The sequence below is a fragment of the Rhizobium albus genome, from assembly GCA_030160035.1.
GTDB lineage: Bacteria > Pseudomonadota > Alphaproteobacteria > Rhizobiales > Rhizobiaceae > Georhizobium > Georhizobium albus.
This window is the reverse complement of sequence record BSNO01000003.1, coordinates 38,112-54,840: the sequence shown is the minus strand read 5'-3', so window position 1 is coordinate 54,840 and position 16,729 is coordinate 38,112. Positions and strand designations below refer to the sequence as shown.

The 16,729-nt window shown below is 62.3% G+C and carries 18 protein-coding genes; 3 read left to right on the top strand and 15 right to left on the bottom strand.

The annotated features are described in order from the left end of the window. The first annotated feature begins 94 nt into the window (after window positions 1-94). Window positions 95-1,264 (top strand): pyridoxal phosphate-dependent aminotransferase, encoded by a 1,170-nt coding sequence (locus QQL76_RS08090; protein ID WP_499207195.1) that lies wholly within the window; start codon window positions 95-97, stop codon window positions 1,262-1,264. Here QQL76_RS08090 and QQL76_RS08085 read toward each other — a convergent pair whose 3' ends face one another. The 4 genes from QQL76_RS08085 to QQL76_RS08070 form a co-directional block, all read right to left on the bottom strand. Continuing rightward, window positions 1,265-3,043: an SLC13 family permease gene (locus tag QQL76_RS08085; RefSeq protein ID WP_499207194.1), complete on the bottom strand. Its 1,779-nt coding sequence runs from the start codon at window positions 3,041-3,043 to the stop codon at window positions 1,265-1,267. A 96-nt stretch (window positions 3,044-3,139) separates the two neighbouring features. Beyond that, on the bottom strand, window positions 3,140-3,988 hold the full coding sequence (locus QQL76_RS08080; RefSeq protein WP_499207193.1) for a hypothetical protein: 849 nt from the start codon (window positions 3,986-3,988) through the stop codon (window positions 3,140-3,142). A gap of 10 nt (window positions 3,989-3,998) precedes the next feature. Then, the gene (locus QQL76_RS08075) at window positions 3,999-4,427 is read right to left on the bottom strand and encodes an ABA4-like family protein (protein ID WP_499207192.1); all 429 of its coding nucleotides are present in this window, start codon (window positions 4,425-4,427) and stop codon (window positions 3,999-4,001) included. 67 nt (window positions 4,428-4,494) lie between these two features. Further along, entirely contained in the window at window positions 4,495-4,713 is a 219-nt protein-coding gene (locus QQL76_RS08070) for a hypothetical protein (RefSeq protein WP_499208398.1), read from the bottom strand. Between QQL76_RS08070 and QQL76_RS08065 the strand changes: the two genes are divergently transcribed. Beyond that, complete coding sequence (locus QQL76_RS08065; RefSeq protein ID WP_499207191.1) at window positions 4,660-5,172, top strand: TetR-like C-terminal domain-containing protein; 513 nt, start codon at window positions 4,660-4,662, stop codon at window positions 5,170-5,172. The two genes, QQL76_RS08070 and QQL76_RS08065, sit on opposite strands and share 54 nt — an antisense overlap. 18 nt (window positions 5,173-5,190) lie before the next feature. Here QQL76_RS08065 and QQL76_RS08060 read toward each other — a convergent pair whose 3' ends face one another. The 3 genes from QQL76_RS08060 to QQL76_RS08050 all read right to left on the bottom strand — a co-directional run bounded on the left by QQL76_RS08060 (window position 5,191) and on the right by QQL76_RS08050 (window position 7,698). Further along, window positions 5,191-5,982 (bottom strand): tellurite resistance TerB family protein, encoded by a 792-nt coding sequence (locus tag QQL76_RS08060; protein WP_499207190.1) that lies wholly within the window; start codon window positions 5,980-5,982, stop codon window positions 5,191-5,193. Window positions 5,983-6,051: 69 nt separating this feature from the next. Beyond that, window positions 6,052-6,690, bottom strand: coding sequence for a beta/alpha barrel domain-containing protein (locus tag QQL76_RS08055; protein ID WP_499207189.1), 639 nt, complete (start codon window positions 6,688-6,690; stop codon window positions 6,052-6,054). Window positions 6,691-6,795: 105 nt separating this feature from the next. After that, complete coding sequence (locus QQL76_RS08050; RefSeq protein WP_499207188.1) at window positions 6,796-7,698, bottom strand: N-acetylmuramidase domain-containing protein; 903 nt, start codon at window positions 7,696-7,698, stop codon at window positions 6,796-6,798. A 129-nt stretch (window positions 7,699-7,827) separates the two neighbouring features. Between QQL76_RS08050 and trhO the strand changes: the two genes are divergently transcribed. Then, the gene (gene trhO / locus QQL76_RS08045; RefSeq protein WP_499208332.1) at window positions 7,828-8,781 is read left to right on the top strand and encodes an oxygen-dependent tRNA uridine(34) hydroxylase TrhO; all 954 of its coding nucleotides are present in this window, start codon (window positions 7,828-7,830) and stop codon (window positions 8,779-8,781) included. Between the two features lie 9 nt (window positions 8,782-8,790). Here trhO and QQL76_RS08040 read toward each other — a convergent pair whose 3' ends face one another. The 8 genes from QQL76_RS08040 to QQL76_RS08005 all read right to left on the bottom strand — a co-directional run bounded on the left by QQL76_RS08040 (window position 8,791) and on the right by QQL76_RS08005 (window position 16,664). Next, entirely contained in the window at window positions 8,791-10,155 is a 1,365-nt protein-coding gene (locus QQL76_RS08040) for a beta-glucosidase (protein ID WP_499207187.1), read from the bottom strand. A 1-nt stretch (window position 10,156) separates the two neighbouring features. Further along, entirely contained in the window at window positions 10,157-10,528 is a 372-nt protein-coding gene (locus QQL76_RS08035; RefSeq protein WP_499207186.1) for a type II toxin-antitoxin system VapC family toxin, read from the bottom strand. Beyond that, on the bottom strand, window positions 10,525-10,737 hold the full coding sequence (locus QQL76_RS08030) for a type II toxin-antitoxin system VapB family antitoxin (protein ID WP_499207185.1): 213 nt from the start codon (window positions 10,735-10,737) through the stop codon (window positions 10,525-10,527). Before QQL76_RS08030 ends, QQL76_RS08035 begins: the two co-directional genes overlap by 4 nt. 109 nt (window positions 10,738-10,846) lie before the next feature. Beyond that, window positions 10,847-11,806, bottom strand: coding sequence for an ABC transporter substrate-binding protein (locus QQL76_RS08025; protein WP_499207184.1), 960 nt, complete (start codon window positions 11,804-11,806; stop codon window positions 10,847-10,849). Between the two features lie 45 nt (window positions 11,807-11,851). After that, window positions 11,852-12,862, bottom strand: a complete 1,011-nt coding sequence (locus QQL76_RS08020; protein WP_499207183.1) for an ABC transporter permease — start codon at window positions 12,860-12,862, stop codon at window positions 11,852-11,854. Then, window positions 12,855-14,408: a sugar ABC transporter ATP-binding protein gene (locus QQL76_RS08015; protein WP_499207182.1), complete on the bottom strand. Its 1,554-nt coding sequence runs from the start codon at window positions 14,406-14,408 to the stop codon at window positions 12,855-12,857. The genes QQL76_RS08020 and QQL76_RS08015 overlap by 8 nt, the downstream gene beginning before the upstream one ends. Further along, window positions 14,405-15,583: a Gfo/Idh/MocA family protein gene (locus QQL76_RS08010; protein WP_404862879.1), complete on the bottom strand. Its 1,179-nt coding sequence runs from the start codon at window positions 15,581-15,583 to the stop codon at window positions 14,405-14,407. Before QQL76_RS08010 ends, QQL76_RS08015 begins: the two co-directional genes overlap by 4 nt. 25 nt (window positions 15,584-15,608) lie before the next feature. Beyond that, the gene (locus QQL76_RS08005; protein WP_499207181.1) at window positions 15,609-16,664 is read right to left on the bottom strand and encodes a sugar phosphate isomerase/epimerase family protein; all 1,056 of its coding nucleotides are present in this window, start codon (window positions 16,662-16,664) and stop codon (window positions 15,609-15,611) included. Window positions 16,665-16,729 lie beyond the last annotated feature (65 nt).

The window sequence follows — 16,729 nt, the reverse complement described above, 5'->3', positions numbered from 1 at the left end:
GAACTTTCGCTTCATTGATCTTCGCGGCCGGATAAGACATCAACGTCTCTCAAAACACAACGCGACACGATCGCCGACAGGGAGAGAGATTGAGATGATCGCAACGGTGCCCGCATTCGACAGGATGGGCGAGGAAAATGCCTTTGCCGTGCTCGCGCGGGCAACCGCGCTTGCCAATGAGGGACGCGACATCATCAATCTCGGGATCGGCCAACCGGACTTCAAGACGCCCGAGCACATCGTCGAAGCGGCAATCAAGGCATTGCGTGACGGCCATCACGGCTACACACCGGCGACCGGGTTGCTGGCGACCCGCGAGGCGGTTGCGCGCCGCACGCTGTCGACGACGGGTGTCGAGGTGTCGCCCGAAAATGTCATGATCATGCCGGGCGGCAAGCCAACCATGTATGCCGCGATCGTCATGTTCGGCGAGCCGGGCAGCGAGATCCTCTACCCGGATCCAGGCTTCCCCATCTATCGCTCCATGATCGAATTCACCGGTGCAACGCCCATTCCGGTTCCGATCCGCGAGGAAACCGGCTTTGCATTTTCGGCAGAAGAGACGCTGTCGCTGATCACGCCGAAGACGCGGCTCCTCATCCTCAATTCGCCGGCCAACCCGACCGGCGGCATCACGCCGCGTGCCGAGATCGAGAAGCTGGTCAAGGGTCTCGCCGATCATCCGCATGTGGCGATCATGTCGGACGAGATCTACGACGTGATGACCTATGACGGCGAAAAGCACACCTCGCTCCTGGAGTTTCCTGAGATCCGCGATCGTCTGATCGTGCTCAATGGCTGGTCGAAGACCTGGGCGATGACCGGCTGGCGCATGGGCTGGTCGATCTGGCCGAACGGGCTTTACGACAAGGTGCGCAAGCTCGCCGTCAATTGCTGGTCCTGCGTCAACGCGCCGAGCCAGTTTGCAGGCATCGCCGCGATCGACGGGCCGCAAGACGCCGTGGACGAAATGATGGCCGCCTTCGACCAGCGCCGCAAGCTCGTGGTGGATGGCTTGCGCGCCCTGCCCGGCATCGATTGTGCCACGCCGAAGGGCGCGTTCTACGCGTTCCCGAACGTCAAGGCGACCGGGTGGCCGGCCAAGAAGCTGGCGGCAGCGCTGCTCGACGAAGCCGGTGTCGCGCTCATCGGCGGACCCGATTTCGGCATTCTCGGCGAAGGCTATATCCGCCTCTCCTACGCCAATTCAGCCGAGAACATCGAACGCGCGCTGGAGCGCATCGGTCATTTCCTCAGCCGCTGATCAAAGACCGAAAAACACGACGATCGCAGCGCAGGTGGCGACGCCGATGATGATGTTCATCGGCACGCCGATCTTCAGGAAGTCTGCGAAGGTGTAATTGCCGGCACCGTAGACGAGCGTGTTTGTCTGGTAGCCGATCGGCGTGGCGAAGCTGGCGCTCGCCGCAAACATGACAGCAACGACGAATGCTCTGGGGTCGATGCCGAGACTTTCGGCAAGGCCGATGGCCAATGGCGTGATGATCACGGCGACGGCGTTGTTGCTGGCCACCTCGGTCAGGAACGACGTCAGCGCGTAAACCGCGACAAGCGCGACGATCGGCGACATCTGCGCGATCCAGGGTGAGATAAAGGACACGACCAGTTCGATGGCTCCGGTGTTCTGAAGTCCTGTACCGATCGCCAGCATGGCGAAGATCAGGATCAGGATCGAGCCATCGACAGCGCTCCACGCCTCATCGGAATCGATGCAGCGCAAAAGCAGGATCACGACGACGGCGATGAAAGCCAACGCCTCGATGGGCATGACGTCGAAAGCAGCAAGGCCGACGACCGCCATCAGTGCCGCAATGGCGATCGGCGCCTTGCTGCGGCGGAAGGACCGTTCTTCCGAGGCGGTGATGGAGACAAGGTTCGCCTCTTCCGCAAGACGCGAAATGCCCTCCTCCTGTCCCTCGATCAGCAGCCGGTCTGCGGGGCGCAGCCGCACGCTCGCCATATCGGCGCCAGCATTGTGGTTCGGCCGGTGGATGCCGAGCACGCGCGCTCCGAAGTGACTGCCGAGACCCATTTCAGCGAGCGTCCGGCCCACGCTGTGACGACGCGGCGCCACGAAAGCCTCCACGACCACGCCGTCTTCCATCCTGCGAATGCCGCGCCGAGGCCCAACGCGAAACCCGTCCTCTTCGTTCAGCGTCAGGATTTCTGAGGCCGGGGCCTGAATGACGAGGCGATCGCCTGTCGTCAGGAGGACGTCGTCGAGGTCCTTCAGCTTCTGCCCGCCGCGCATCACAGACACGATCCGGATCGACTCACGGTTGAGGGCAGCAATGTCCCTGAGCGGTTTGTTCTCGATCTTGGCGGCGGCCGTGATCATGACTTCGCTCAGATAGACCGGATCCGCCGACTCGACCGTTTCGGCACCGCTGCCTTCCCGATGCGGGAGAAGCCAGGGACCGAGAACGAGAAGCGCGGCCCAGCCTACGAGGACGACGACGATGCCGACCGGCGTGATCTCGAAGATCGAGAACGGTGCCAGCCCGTTTTCGCGCGCGACGCCATCAACGAGCAGGTTCGTGGAGGTGCCGATCAAGGTGACGGTTCCACCGAAGATCGCTGCGTAGGAAAGCGGGATCAGAAGGCGCGTCGAAGCGATCTTCATGGCGGATGCGAGCTTGATGATGATCGGAATGGTGACGAGGACGACCGGCGTGTTGTTCACGAAAGCCGAGGAAACCGAAACGATTGCAAGAAGAAGGAGCAGCGCCAGCAGCGGCCGTTTTCCCGACAGCGCGATGACCTTATTGGAGATCGTTTCCAGAACGCCGGTGCGGACGAGCGCCCCGGACAGGATGAACATCGCAGCGATCGTCAGCGGTGCAGGATTGGAGAAGACATCCAGCAGTTCGTCGGCCGAGACGAACCCGATGATGACGAAGACGACCGCACCTGCAGCCGCGATCACATCGGGGGGATAGCGTTCCATGAAGAAGCCGACAAACATGCAAGCAAGCAGGCCCAGCGCGATGTAGGCCTGATAGTCGACGATGAACGCGGTCATGAAGTCCCCTCAAGCAACGCCGCCAAACGGGAAGCACAGCGGTTCTGTTCCACCGCGCCCCCTGTTTGTCGCATAGCATTACCGAGCGACAGAAGGCTAACCCAGGAAGGGCAGAAAGGGCCGGCCTTCGAGCGCCTGCCAGAAGACGAAGACAACGAAGACAATGTAGACCAGTGCCGACAAGCGGAGTGCCCAAACCGCCTTCGGTCCCATCCAGGCAGAGATGGCAAGACCGGCAAGCGGGACGAAATGCAGGGCATGGGTCGCGAAGAAATGCGGCACCCGAAGGTCACCGCCGTCGCGCGCCCATCCGAGGACCGCAAGGTTGATCGAGCCGGTACCCGTGCCGACGAAATGGCCACCCGTGCCGCTCATGTAGCCGGCGGTGATGGCTGTCATGGGCAGCACCATAGCGAGACCGAGCACGATCCCCTCCTTCAGCACACGGTTACCGCCAAGCGCCGATCCACGGGCGATCTGCCAGGCGTAATAGGCGGAAGCGCCCGTCAGCCAGAGGGCGAGGATGCCCATTACGCCGTAGAGAATGCCGCCCACGCCTTCGATCTGGAAATGGGACCGCGTGCCGAGCATCGCGGCTCCCCCCACCCAGACCATTTCCGCCATGACCGCGGCGACGATGCTTGCGGCATAGATGCGATAGCTGCGGCGCGCGGTCAGTCCTTCCGGCAGGTAACGAGCGAAGAATGCCAATGACAGCAGGTAGACGCCGAGCGCGAACTGGAACTTGAGCGGCTTGATCCATCCCGGAACGCCGGCCCATTCCCGCGTGTCGATCAGCAACGCGGCGCCCGTCGGGATCATGAGGGCGAGCAGGAACAGACAAGCGGCCGTGAACAGCGGCTCGTCGCGTCGCAGCCGGGACAGGGAAGCGACGTGAGCCCAGGACGTCATTGGCATTTGCGGATCGAGTACGGACGCGTTCATCTGAGACCTCTCAAGCAAGACCGAGTTTGTGGAACCGCGCCAGGCGCAGCGACTGGAACATGAGATAGCCGACCGGCCCGAACAGGAAGGTCAGGGCGAGGATGGGCAACAGCAGTGCAAAGGGCAGGCCCTCACCCTCATTGGCACGCACGATCCAGGCGCCGATCAGGAGGTCGAAGGCGAGATAGTGCAGCCAACCGGCGAGCAGTATTTCCGGGGTCTGGAAGAGCAGCGCGACGTCGGCCAGGGACGAGAAGCCGCCATCGGCGCTGGTCCAGAACGCCAGGATCAGCGCGGCGTAGGCGGCCGAAAGAAGCAGCGGAACGATAATTTCGGGATAGGGCCTGATCCAGCGCAGCCGGCCGAAATGGGACGCGGCGAGCGTCACCCACCCTGTCATTGCCAACGTGCTGGCAGCTGAAAACGCACCCTCGACCATCATGCCTCTCCTTTGATCTAGACAGCGTCAGGATTGAAGAATGGCACGCATCTTTTTGTTGTCAAGTTTATTTTGACGCCGTAAAGATAGGCGTCACCTTGCTCACTGAAGGAGAACTGTCGTTTCCGAGAAACCCATCCCCGCTAAACCCTATCACCACGGCGATCTGCGCGCGGCGCTGCTGGAAGCGGCCGAACTGGAGCTTGCCGAAAAAGGCATCGAGGGCTTCACGTTGCGCGGCTGCGCCAAACGCGCAGGCGTTTCCCATGCGGCGCCCGCTCACCATTTCGGCGATGCTGCCGGCTTGCTGACTGCCCTCGCAGCACAGGGCTTCGAACGGTTTATCGAGACGCAAAACCGGGTGAAGGCAGCGGCACAGCCTGTCGACGCGCGGGCCAATCTGCTGGCCGCCGGGATCGGCTATCTCACATTTGCGTGGGAGAACCAGGCGCTGTTTCGGCTGATGTTTTCGTCCGAGCGGCGCGATGACAGCAACGCCCATCTCGCTGCGTGCGCGCAGGCGGCTTACCTGCAGCTCGCCGCCGACGTGGCTGCAGTGCGGGGGGATGCGAAAGCGCCTCCGCGGCCGAACGATGTCGATGTCATCGCCGCTTGGGCAATGGTCCATGGACTATCTGATCTGATGATCTCCGGCCGGATCATGCTCGATGGGCTCTCGGAGACCGAGCGCCATGCGGCGCTGGAAAGTATCATCGCCCGCGTCATGCCCGAAGCTCGACCATGACGCAGGAACGATCAGGCCTCAGGCCGTCTTAACGCCGGACACGGTCGCTTCGATGTGATCCACCAAGGCATCCGGTAGTCTAAGCCGGCCCGCGAGCAGATCCAGGTATCCGCGCTCGGCGCGCGTGTCCGGATCGATGGCGAGGCGCGAGGCGGTGTAGATCTCCACCTTCTGCTCCTCGGTCTTTGCGGCTGCGACGATCGCGTCGACATCGACGGGACCGTCCAGTTCCTTCTGCAGGAATGCGAGTTCCTCGGCGTCGAGCCCGTCTTCGGAAAGCTTGCCGACGATCGCAGCACGTTCGGTGGCGTCGATATGGCCATCGGCCTTGGCGGCGGCGATCATGGCGCGCACCATGGCGAGAGCAAAATCTTCAGTGGTCTGCTGCGGATCCAGATCGAAACCGCTTCCGGCCGGTGGCGGCAAGACTTCCTGCTGCGGCTGTCCGGCGATCGTCGCCGGAGCCTTTCCAGCTTGATAGTTGCGATAGGCGAGATAGCCGAGGCCGGCGATCGCGGCCATGCCGCCGACCTTCAAGGCCGAGCCGCCGAGCTTGCGTCCGGTCTTGGTGCCAAGCAGCGCTGCCATGACGGCGCTTGCCGCCATGGGATTGTTTCGGGCCATGTCGGCCACCTGACCCGCCCTGCCAGAAAGTCCGCCGCCGCCCTGACCTGCCAAGCCGCCGAGCTTGCCCAGCGCGCCTCCCTGCCCTGTAAGCCCGCCGAGCTTGCCGAAGATATCGGACCCGGAGGAGGAGCCCCCGCGGGAAGAGCCGAGGAACTGTTCGAGAAGCTTCTTGGGGTCGAGCATGGCGTCTACCTTCTGCGGAGCATATGCGTTGCTCAGCAGATAAGGACCGCACCGACCGAATTCAAACGTCTATTGGGCGAGCAGCATCGCTTCGGATGCCAGACGGGTGATGCCGTCCCAATCGCCGGCCTCGACCATGGCTTTCGGTGCGACCCATGAGCCACCGACGCAGACGACGTTCGGCAGCGAGAGATAGGTGCGCGCATTCTCTGGCGACACGCCTCCCGTCGGGCAGAACAGGGTTCCGGCCAGCGGCGAAGACAGCGCCTTCAGATAGGCGGCACCGCCGGCCTGCTCAGCCGGGAAGAATTTCAGGACGTCATAGCCTTCTTCGCGCAGCGCCATCACTTCGCTGGGCGTGGCAGCACCCGGCAGGAGCGGCACGGAGGATGAACGCGCGGCATCCAGCAGTTCCTGCGTCGTGCCCGGCGACACGATGAACTGAGCACCGGCATCGACGGCTTCATCGTAATTGCGCGCGTTGAGGATGGTGCCTGCGCCGGTCACCGCACCTTCAACCTCCTGAGCGACCAGGCGGATCGCCTCGAGCGCGGCAGGCGTGCGCAACGTGATCTCGATCGCCTTCAGCCCACCCGCTACAAGCGCGCGGGCAAGGGGAACCGCCGCGCGCGCATCGTCGATGACCAGCACCGGAACGACGGGCTGCAGCTTCAGCGTTGCCAAAAGGCGATCGGTCTTGTCGTTCATCGCGTCGGGTCTTCCCTGATCATGTTTCGGCTGTTTCATGGCGTCTCGAAAGCCGAGAATGGCTTCAGGGCTTATCGATTTTGCCACCCCTTGTCCATTGACGCTTCAATTCCACGGGTTCAATCGATTGAGTAATGCCATCAGCCAGGAAAAGGGCTGCGCAGCATCGTCCTTCGGCGGAACTTGAGCGACACGCTCAAGCGCAGCCCATGTCAGAGGACCCGCAACGCCGTCGGGTGTCAGCCCAGCCTCCAACTGAAAGCGCTTCAGTGCAGCGAGCGTCTGCGGACCGAAGATCCCGTCCACGGTGATCGCGTCGCGCTGGTCCGGCGAAGTTGCCAGCAAATGGCGCTGCAGCGTCGCGACATCGGCGCCGGACATGCCGAGCCTCAGCAGGCGCAGAGAGGGCAACCCCTCACCGGGCGAGCCTGCCAGCCGTGCATAAGCAGCCGCCAACCGCGTGTGATAGCCGTGGCGGGCATAGGCAGGGCCGTTATAGGCCCGGGCAAAGGTGGTCCAGTCGCGCCTGCGCACGGCATCCGTGAGGCCCGCCTTCTCGATGTAATTCAGCATGAGACGCAATTGGCCCGCAAAGCCTGCGCGTGCTTCGGCGACGAGCGCACCGACGCTTGCGTAGCCCAGCCAGCGCCAGTGCTCGCCCATCACCTGCCCGAGACCCCAGGAGGTGGAGGCATAGGCCGCATCGCGATCGATTTTCATCGCACGGTTCAGCAGCGCCCACCTGGCGGCCTGCGACACGGGATTGGCAATTGCGCCGGCCCGAGGCGAAGCGAGACCTTCCGCCCTGGCTTTTGCCCTGTTGACCGGGCTCACGAGCCGATCGAAATAGTGACCTTCGAACCGGATGAGCGGTTCGGCGCGACCGGAAACGATCGCGTGCGTCCGGCCGCCGCTTTCGATCTCGATGATCGCCATCAACGCGGCGGCCTCCACGCGCAGCCGCTCCGCCTCACGTTTCACCACATCCTTTTCGGATTGTATGAGCATGCCATCCCTCCATCGCCGATCAGCAAACCGACAAGGATGCGGCTGTTTTTCGTGACGGGTACGCTGCGCGTGAATTTCAACCGCGCCAGGATAATTGCGAAACCGGCAATGAAGCGCTATCTGGCCGCCATGAGCACAAAAAGCCCCGAAAACCTGATCCCTGCCGAGGAAGCCGCGAAGCCGTTTCTTGTCGCCGCGCTCTATCACTTCGTGAGTTTTCCCCGTTTCGAGAGCTTTCGCGAACCACTGGAAGCGATCTGCCGCGAAAATGGCATTCGCGGGACGTTGCTTCTGGCGCATGAGGGCATCAATGGCACGATTGCAGGCAGGGACGCCGGCATTGCCGCGGTACTGGATCACCTGCGCGCGCAGCCGGAATTCTCAGGTCTGATCCACAAGGAAAGCCGGGCGAGCGCCCAGCCGTTTCTGCGGCTCAAGGTGCGGCTGAAGAAAGAGATCGTCACCATGGGCGTGACGGACATCGATCCGCAGCGCGACGCCGGGACCTATGTCGATCCGGCCGAATGGAACGATCTCATCTCGGATCCCGATACGATCGTGATCGACACGCGCAACGACTACGAGGTCGCTATCGGCACGTTCCGCGAGGCGATCGATCCGAAGACCAAGTCTTTTCGCGAGTTTCCGGAATGGGTGCGCGCCCATCCGGAACTGAAAGACAAGACCAAGATCGCCATGTTCTGCACCGGCGGGATCCGCTGCGAAAAGGCATCGGCCTTCATGAAGAAGGAGGGCTTTGGCGAGGTCTACCATCTCAAGGGCGGCATTCTGAAATACCTGGAGGATGTGCCGGAAGAGCAGAGCCTTTGGGAAGGTCAGTGCTTCGTCTTCGACGAGCGCGTATCGGTCGGCCACGGGCTCGACGAGGGTGACCTGAAGCTTTGCCGCGCCTGCCGGCATCCGCTTTCACCCGAAGATTTGGCCGCGCCGACCTATGAAGCCGGCGTCTCCTGCCCGCAATGCTTCGACGTGCGCAGCGAGGAAGACCGCGCGCGGTTTCGCGAACGGGAGCGCCAGATCGCACTCGCCAAAAAGCGTGGCGAGCGGCATCTGGGTGAGTGAGCCAGGCGGCTAATTGCGCCCGCTATGGGCCGTGGCAAGTTCGGCATACCAATGGCCTGATGCCTTCACGGTGCGGATTTGCGTCTCGTAATCCACATGCACGATGCCGAAGCGCATACGGTAGCCTTCCGCCCATTCAAAATTGTCCATCAGGCTCCAGGCGAAATAGCCCTTGATGGAGAACCCTTCGTCAATGAGATCGGCAAGCACGGACAAATGGCGCGCGATATAGTCGAGGCGCGGCTGATCGTCGACCGTGCCGTTCTCGACGCCCATATTGAAGCAGGCGCCGTTCTCGGTGATGTAGAGATCGGGGAGCTCGTAGCGCCGGTTGAGTTCACGGATGATATAGGCGAGCGCCGACGGATCGATCTCCCAGCCGATATCTGTCTTCGACACGTTCTCGGGCGCAACAGACACGGCGGAAGGGAATTCGGCACCCTTCGACGCGTCGTGCTTCACGCGCATCGGCGTGTAGTAGTTGAGCCCCCAGAAATCGAGCGGGGCGGAGATGGCATCCATGTCGCCCGGTTCGATCGTCGGCATCCTCTCGCCAAGCGCCGCCATGAAATCGTCCGGATAGGCGCCATCGAAGAGCGGGCCGAAAAACACGCCATTGTGGAACGAAAAAGCACGCTCGGCGGCTTCTTGGTCCACTTCGCTGTCCGTCAGCGCCAAAGTCGCATGGGCGTTGATGACGATGCCGACGGGCAGATCAGGCCTTGCCGAACGAAGGGCTGCAACGCCGAAGCCGTGCGCGAGATTGGTCATGTGCAGCGCATGAAGCGCCGCATCCATGGATCGCTCACCCGGCGCATGGACGCCGTAAAGGTGACTGAGCCACACCGAACACCAGGGCTCGTTGAAGGTGGCGACGCTGTCCAACCGGTCACCGAGGCGGCGGGCGACGACATCGGCATAATCGGCAAAAGCGTAGGCCGTGTCTCGGCTCGTCCAACCGCCATCGCCCATGAGTACCAAGGGCAGATCCCAATGGTAGAGCGTCGCGAAGGCCTTGATGCCCCGCGCCTTCAGCCCATCGACCAGACGGTCGTAGAATTCCAGCCCCTTTTCGTTCACTGCGCCGCGTCCTTCCGGAAAGATCCTGGGCCAGGCGATGGAGAAGCGATAGGCATCGACACCGAGATCGCGGATCAGATCGAGATCAGCATCCAGCCGGCTGTAATGGTCGCAAGCGACATCGCCATCATGCCGACCGAAGGTGCGACCCGGCATTTTCGAGAACGCGTCCCAGATGGACGGCCCCCGCCCATCGGCCTTTGCCGCCCCTTCGATCTGAAATGCTGCGGTTGCCACGCCGAAGAGGAAGTCATCGGGGAAACGGGCAGCGAGGGATTTTGGCTGGTGCGTCAATTCAGTGATCCGATCGATAGGAAATTCCGAGTTCTTCGGCGGCTGCGAGAAGGCGCTTATCGCGGGTCCAGAGCTTTGCCATCGGCGTCAGTCGCGTCGAGACCAGAAGATGCAAATCGACAAAGCCGATGCCTCTGCCAAACAATCGATTACGCTCGAGGAAGTCGAAAACTTCAGATGTTTCGGCAAGATCGGCCTCAGGAAGGCCTGTCAGATATTCAACAACCGTTTTTCGCTCCCGCAGACTACCTAGCAGCACTTCGCCGATGACAAAGGGGTGAACCAGGAGCATCTCCGCAGCTGCCAAGCTTGCGATGCGCTCATCCCGCACGTGCAGGTGATCGATCCAAATCGAGCTGTCGACAAGGATCATTCCTCCTCGCTGCCATCTTCGGGAAAGCGACGCCGTGGCGCAGCCTCGGCAGACGGATCGCTGCCCCCAAGAGCTGCCAATCTCCGCCCCGCTTCACGTGCGATCAGCGACTTCAACGCTTCGCGCAGAAGCGCGGACTTTTCCGTGATCCCGGTATATCGCTGCGCCTTTTCGAGAAGCTCGTCGTCGATCGTGACCGTTGTGCGCATGACGGATCTCCTTCGGCATCAAAAGTAGCATCATCTGATGCGCCATACAACGCAAGGCGGCCCCGTCTCCGGGGCCGCTCAGGCTGTTCAGGTCCGCCGTTGCGTCAGATCAGAACGGGCTGTCCGGGTAGTAGTACTGCTCGGCGTTTTCCGGCGTGATCAGGACCGAGCCGATGATGAAATCGCCCGATACCGGTGCGTTGCCGACGAAGTTCAACGCCGTCAGTTCGATCGCGGTGCCGATCATGGCAGGCGGATAGGTGACGTTTGCCGGCACCTGCTCATCGCCTTCCATCACGCGCTGGATCATTTCCTTCATGCCGGCGCCGCCAAGTACCCACATGTCCGCTTCGCGGCCGGACTGGGCAATGGCTTCCAGCGCGCCGACGGCCATGTCGTCGTCGGAAGCCCAGACGGCATCGATTTCAGGGTAGCGCGACAGGAAGTCCTGCATGACTTCGAAGGAGTCGTCGCGGTTCCAGTTGCCGTGCTCCATGCCGAGGATTTCGATGCCCGAGCCTTCGATCGCTGCTTCGAACGCTTCGACACGCTCATTGTCGATGGTGGTCGGAATACCGCGCAGCACGACGATGTTGCCGCCTTCCGGCATGCGCTCGACGAAGAACTCGCCGGCCACGCGGCCGAAGCCCGGATTGTCACCGGCGACATAGAGGTCTTCGATGTTCTCCTGGGCGAGACCGCGGTCGACGACCGTGACCCACTTGCCTTCTTCCTTGACGCGGGCAACCGGGCCCGTCAGCGGCTCGGACTCGAACGGCAGGACGACGAGGGCGTCGATGTCGCGGGTCGCCAGCATGTCTTCTATGTCGGAAACCTGCTGGCCTGGATCGGATGCCGTCGAAAGGACGAAATCGAGGTTCTCGTAACGCTCTTCCAGCGCATCGATCGTTGCCTGGGCATGGAAGTTCATGCCGCCTGCCCAGCCGTGGGTCGCGGCGGGAATGGAAACGCCGATCACGGCCGTTTCCGCGTCCTGTGCGCTTGCGCCAAGCGGCATCATCATCATGGTGCTGAGCGCGAGCGCTCCTGCGAAATGCTTCAAGTTCATGGTCTCTCTCCCGTGTTGAGCTCTCATTAGAGCGATGACTGGCCGTCAGCGTTGAGCTTTTTTCTGTCGCTGCAACACGACGGCCAGAATGATGATCACGCCCTGAATCGCACCGTTCAGATACGGGCTCACAAGGTCCGTGAGGTTCAAAAGATTGTCGATGAGGCTGAGGATCAGCACGCCGACGACCGTGCCCCAGACGCGGCCGAAGCCGCCCTTCAGCATGGTTCCGCCGATGATCACCGCTGCGATGGCTTCCAGTTCCCAAAGCACGCCCGTCGAGCTCGAAGCCGAGCCGAGACGCGGCACGTACATGATGGTCGCGATGCCGACGAGTATGCCAAGCAGCACGTAGGTCATCAGACGGACGCGATCGACATGGACAGCCGAATAGCGCGCGACCTGCTCGTTGGAGCCGATGGCGGCGCAATGGCGGCCGAACGCCGTGTGACGCATGACGATTTCGCCGATGATCGCGATGACGGCGAAGACGATGATGGGCCATGCCACACCGAAAAGGCCGGAATAATAGACGGGTCGATAGAGCTCGCGCACCGTGTAGTCGAGCGACAGCGTGCCGCCATCGGCAAGCCAGGTAATCAGCGAGCGGAAGATGCCCATCGTGCCGAGCGTGACGATGAAGGCTTCTATGCGCGCCTGCGTGATCAAAAGCCCGTTGACGAGGCCCGCTGCCAGCCCGACCACAAGCGCGCTCGCCATGCCGACGAGGACGATGCCGATGCCCACCCCCATCGACGGCACAAGCGCATTCATGATGAGGATCATCACGCCTGCGATGAACGCGGCCATGGAGCCGACCGAAAGATCGAGCCCGCCTGACGTGATGACGAAGGTCATGCCGACCGCAATGATGCCGATGAAGGCGGAGCGGGCGAGCACGTTCGTCACGTTGCCGTAGCTCAGAAAGTTCGGGTTCATCATCGCCCCGGCGATAACGAGCACAACGAGAGCGATAACCGGGCCCCAGATGTGGAAATCGATCTTGAAGCCGGACGACGACGTCGTCTTTGCGGGGGTGGCGGCGTGATCACTCATGACTGTCGAACTTTCTGCCTTCCAGGCCCATCGCGTAACGGACGATCACGTCCTCGTTCACATCCGCGCCCTGGACTTCGCCGGTGATGCGGCCGGAGCGCATCACGTAGACGCGGTTGGCGAGCCCGATGATCTCAGCCATTTCCGATGAGATGACGATGACGCTTTTGCCTTGCCCGGCGAGCGCGTGGATGAATTGATAGATCTGCTGTTTGGTGCCGATATCGATGCCGCGGGTGGGCTCGTCGATGATAACGATATCCGGCTCGGCCAGCATCGTCTTGGCGAGCAGCAGCTTCTGCTGATTGCCGCCCGACAGATTGCCGACGAGGACCGAGCGCGTCGGCGCACGCACGTCGAAGTCCTTGATCGCCTTGTCGAGGGCCGCCTCTTCCGCTTTCCCATCGATCATCGTCTTGCCGAAACGATCGAGCGCCAGAAGCGTCAGGTTCGGGCGCATACCCTGTGTCAGAATCAGGCCGCGGCCCTTGCGATCCTCAGTCAGGTAGACGATCCCGGCGCGTCGTGCGTCCTTGACCGAGCCAAGACGAAAGGGCTTGCCACCGACCTCGACGGTCCCCTCAGCGTCGCGCACGCCGATCAGACCTTCCATCAGTTCCGTCCGGCCGGAGCCGACGAGACCTGCAAAGCCAAGAACTTCGCCGCGCTTCAGCTCGAAGGAGGCGTCGCGCACGATCGACCCGACCGTGAGGTTGCGCACCGACAGCACGGTTTCGGCCGAGCCGACCTCATGTTTGACCGGAAAAATGTTCGACAATTCGCGGCCGACCATGGCCTGCGCCATCTGGTCTTCGCTCATCGTACCCGCGTCGACATTGGCGACGCGGTGGCCATCGCGCAGGACCGTGATGTGATCGGCAAGACGCGCGATCTCGTCGAGCTTGTGCGAAGTATAGAGAATGGCAGTGCCGTTTGCCTTGAGCCGCTCGATCTGGCGAAAGAGGATTTCTGCCTCGCGATTGGTGAGAACCGCCGTCGGTTCGTCCATGATCAGCACGCGGGTGTTGCGCGACAGGGCCTTGGCGATCTCGACCATCTGCTTGTCGGAGACGGAGATCTCGGAAATCTTTGCCGTCGGCGAAACCTTGGTTTCCAGCTCGCCCAGGAGCCGCTGCGTTTCCGCGCGCATCGTCTTGTGGTCGAGGAAAAAGCCTTTGCGGATTTCGCGGCCAAGAAAGACATTCTGCTCGACGCTCAATTGTTCGGCGAGATTGAACTCCTGGTGGATGAGGATCACGCCGGCGTCTTCGGCCTCGTCGCTGGAGGCGAAATCGACGCGCCTGCCGTCCAGCTCGATATGCCCGCCGGTCGGCGCGAGATAGCCCGAGAGTATCTTCATCAGGGTCGACTTGCCGGCGCCGTTTTCGCCGATCAGCGCATGAACCTCGCCGGCCTTCAGCTCGAAATCCACATCGAAGAGAACCTGAACCGGCCCGAAGGACCGCGACGCGGCGCGCGCGGCGAGCACGGTCTGCCCCTTCGGCACGGGCACGGTTTCCTCGATGCGGCGCGCAGCTTGGCTCATTGCCTGCCCTCGGGTTTCACCCAGGCGCCGTTCTTCTTGGCGGACTTCACGCACGCCTCGACAAAAGCGATGCCGGCGACGCCATCGTCGACGGTCGGGAAGATGACATCCTTGTCGACCGACTTCTTGTCCTGCTTTGCGCGGATCGCGCGGGCGGCTTCGGCGTAAATCGTCGCGAAGCCTTCAAGGTAGCCTTCCGGGTGACCGGGCGGGACGCGACTGACGCGTCCCGCCGCGGCCCCTGCCCCCGCCCCGTTGCGGGTGATCAGGCGCTTGGGCTCGCCAAAGGGGGTGAACCACAGATAGTTCGGATCTTCCTGGCCCCATTCGAGACCGCCCTTGTCTCCGTAGATGCGCAAGCGCAGACCGTTCTCGTTGCCGGGCGACACCTGGCTCGCCCAGAGCATGCCGCGGGCACCGCTCGAAAAGCGCATCATCACGTGGGCGTTGTCATCGAGACGGCGCCCTTTGACGAAGCTCTGCAGGTCGGCTGACAACTCGCTCAGTTCGAGGCCGGTGACGAAGCTCAAGAGATTGTAGGCATGCGTGCCGATATCGCCGAGCGCACCGCCGGCGCCAGACTGGGCCGGGTCGGTCCGCCAGGAGGCTTGCTTGGATCCCGTCTCCTCGACCGCCTCGGTCAGCCAGTCCTGCGCGTATTCGGCCTGGATCACGCGGATCGTGCCGAGATCGCCGCGCGCGATCATCTCGCGCGCCTGCCTTATCATCGGATAGCCAGTGTAATTGTGGGTCAGAATGAAGAGTGCGTCACTGTCATGGGCGAGCTTCTGCAGCTTCTTCGCATCCGCCATGGTCGAGGTCAGTGGCTTGTCGCAGATCACATGGATGCCGCGCTTTAGGAACTCGCGCGCAGCCGGGTAGTGCATGTGGTTGGGTGTGACGATCGCGACGGCATCGATGCCGTCCTTCCGGCGCGCTTCGCGAGATGCCATTTCCTGGAACGAACCATAGATGCGCTTCTCGTCGAGGCCGAGTGCCCGGCCGGATTCCAACGCGCGCTCCGGCGTCGACGACAGCGCGCCGGCCACGAGCTCGAATTCACCGTCGATGCGGGCGGCTATGCGGTGGACACCGCCGATGAAGGCATCCTTGCCGCCGCCCACCATGCCGAGCCTGAGCTTGCCGGCGATCTTTTCGTTGCGTCCCGAAACCATTGTCGTGCCTCCTCCCCTTCGCGGCTCAATCCAGCCCAAGCATGCGGCGGTTCGCCGCCTCGTCGGTGCCGCCATCGGCGAAGTCGTCGAAGGCCTTTTCGGTGACGCGGATGATGTGATGCTTGACGAATTCCGCGCCTTCGCGGGCTCCGTCCTCAGGATGCTTCAAGGCGCATTCCCATTCGACGACGGCCCAGCCGTCGAAGTCGTTTGCGGTGAGCTTGGAGAAGACGGCTCCGAAATCGACCTGGCCGTCGCCCAGCGAACGGAAGCGGCCGGCACGGTTCACCCAGCTCTGATAGCCACCATAGACGCCCTGCCGACCGGTCGGATTGAACTCGGCATCCTTGACGTGGAACATGCGGATGCGATCGGCATAGATGTCGATATTGTCGAGATAATCGAGGCACTGCAGCACGTAGTGCGACGGATCGTAGAGCATGTTGGCGCGCGCATGGTTGCCGACGCGCTCCAGGAACATCTCGTAGGTGATCCCGTCATGCAGGTCTTCGCCTGGATGGATCTCGTAGCAGACGTCGACGCCGCATTCCTCGGCATGGTCGAGGATTGGCTTCCAGCGCTTGGCAAGTTCGTCGAAAGCCGTTTCGACCAGCCCCGCCGGACGCTGCGGCCACGGGTAAATGTAGGGCCAGGCAAGCGCGCCGGAGAACGACGCCATGGCCGTCAGGCCCATATTGTGTGACGCCGTCAGAGCCTTCTTGACCTGGTCGACGGCCCATTCCTGACGCGCCTTGGGGTTCCCGCGCTTCTCAGGGATCGTAAAGCCATCGAAGCCCTCGTCGAAAGCCGGGTGAACGGCGACAAGCTGGCCTTGAAGGTGGGTTGAAAGTTCGGTGACCTCGACGCCGTTTTCACGCGCCTTGCCTTGGAACTCGTCGCAATAATCCTTGGAGGATGCGGCCTTCTCAAGGTTGATGAGGCGGCCATCCCAACTTGGAACCTGCACGCCCTTATAGCCGCAGTCCGCGGCCCATTTGGTGATGGACTCCCATGAGTCGAACGGTGCTTCGTCACCGGCGAATTGGGCAAGAAAGAGCGCGGGGCCCTTGATGGTCTTCATGCGACTGATCCTCCCGGAGCCGGAGCTCCCCATTTCCTCTGCGCCGACCCCGCCTTTGGCGAATG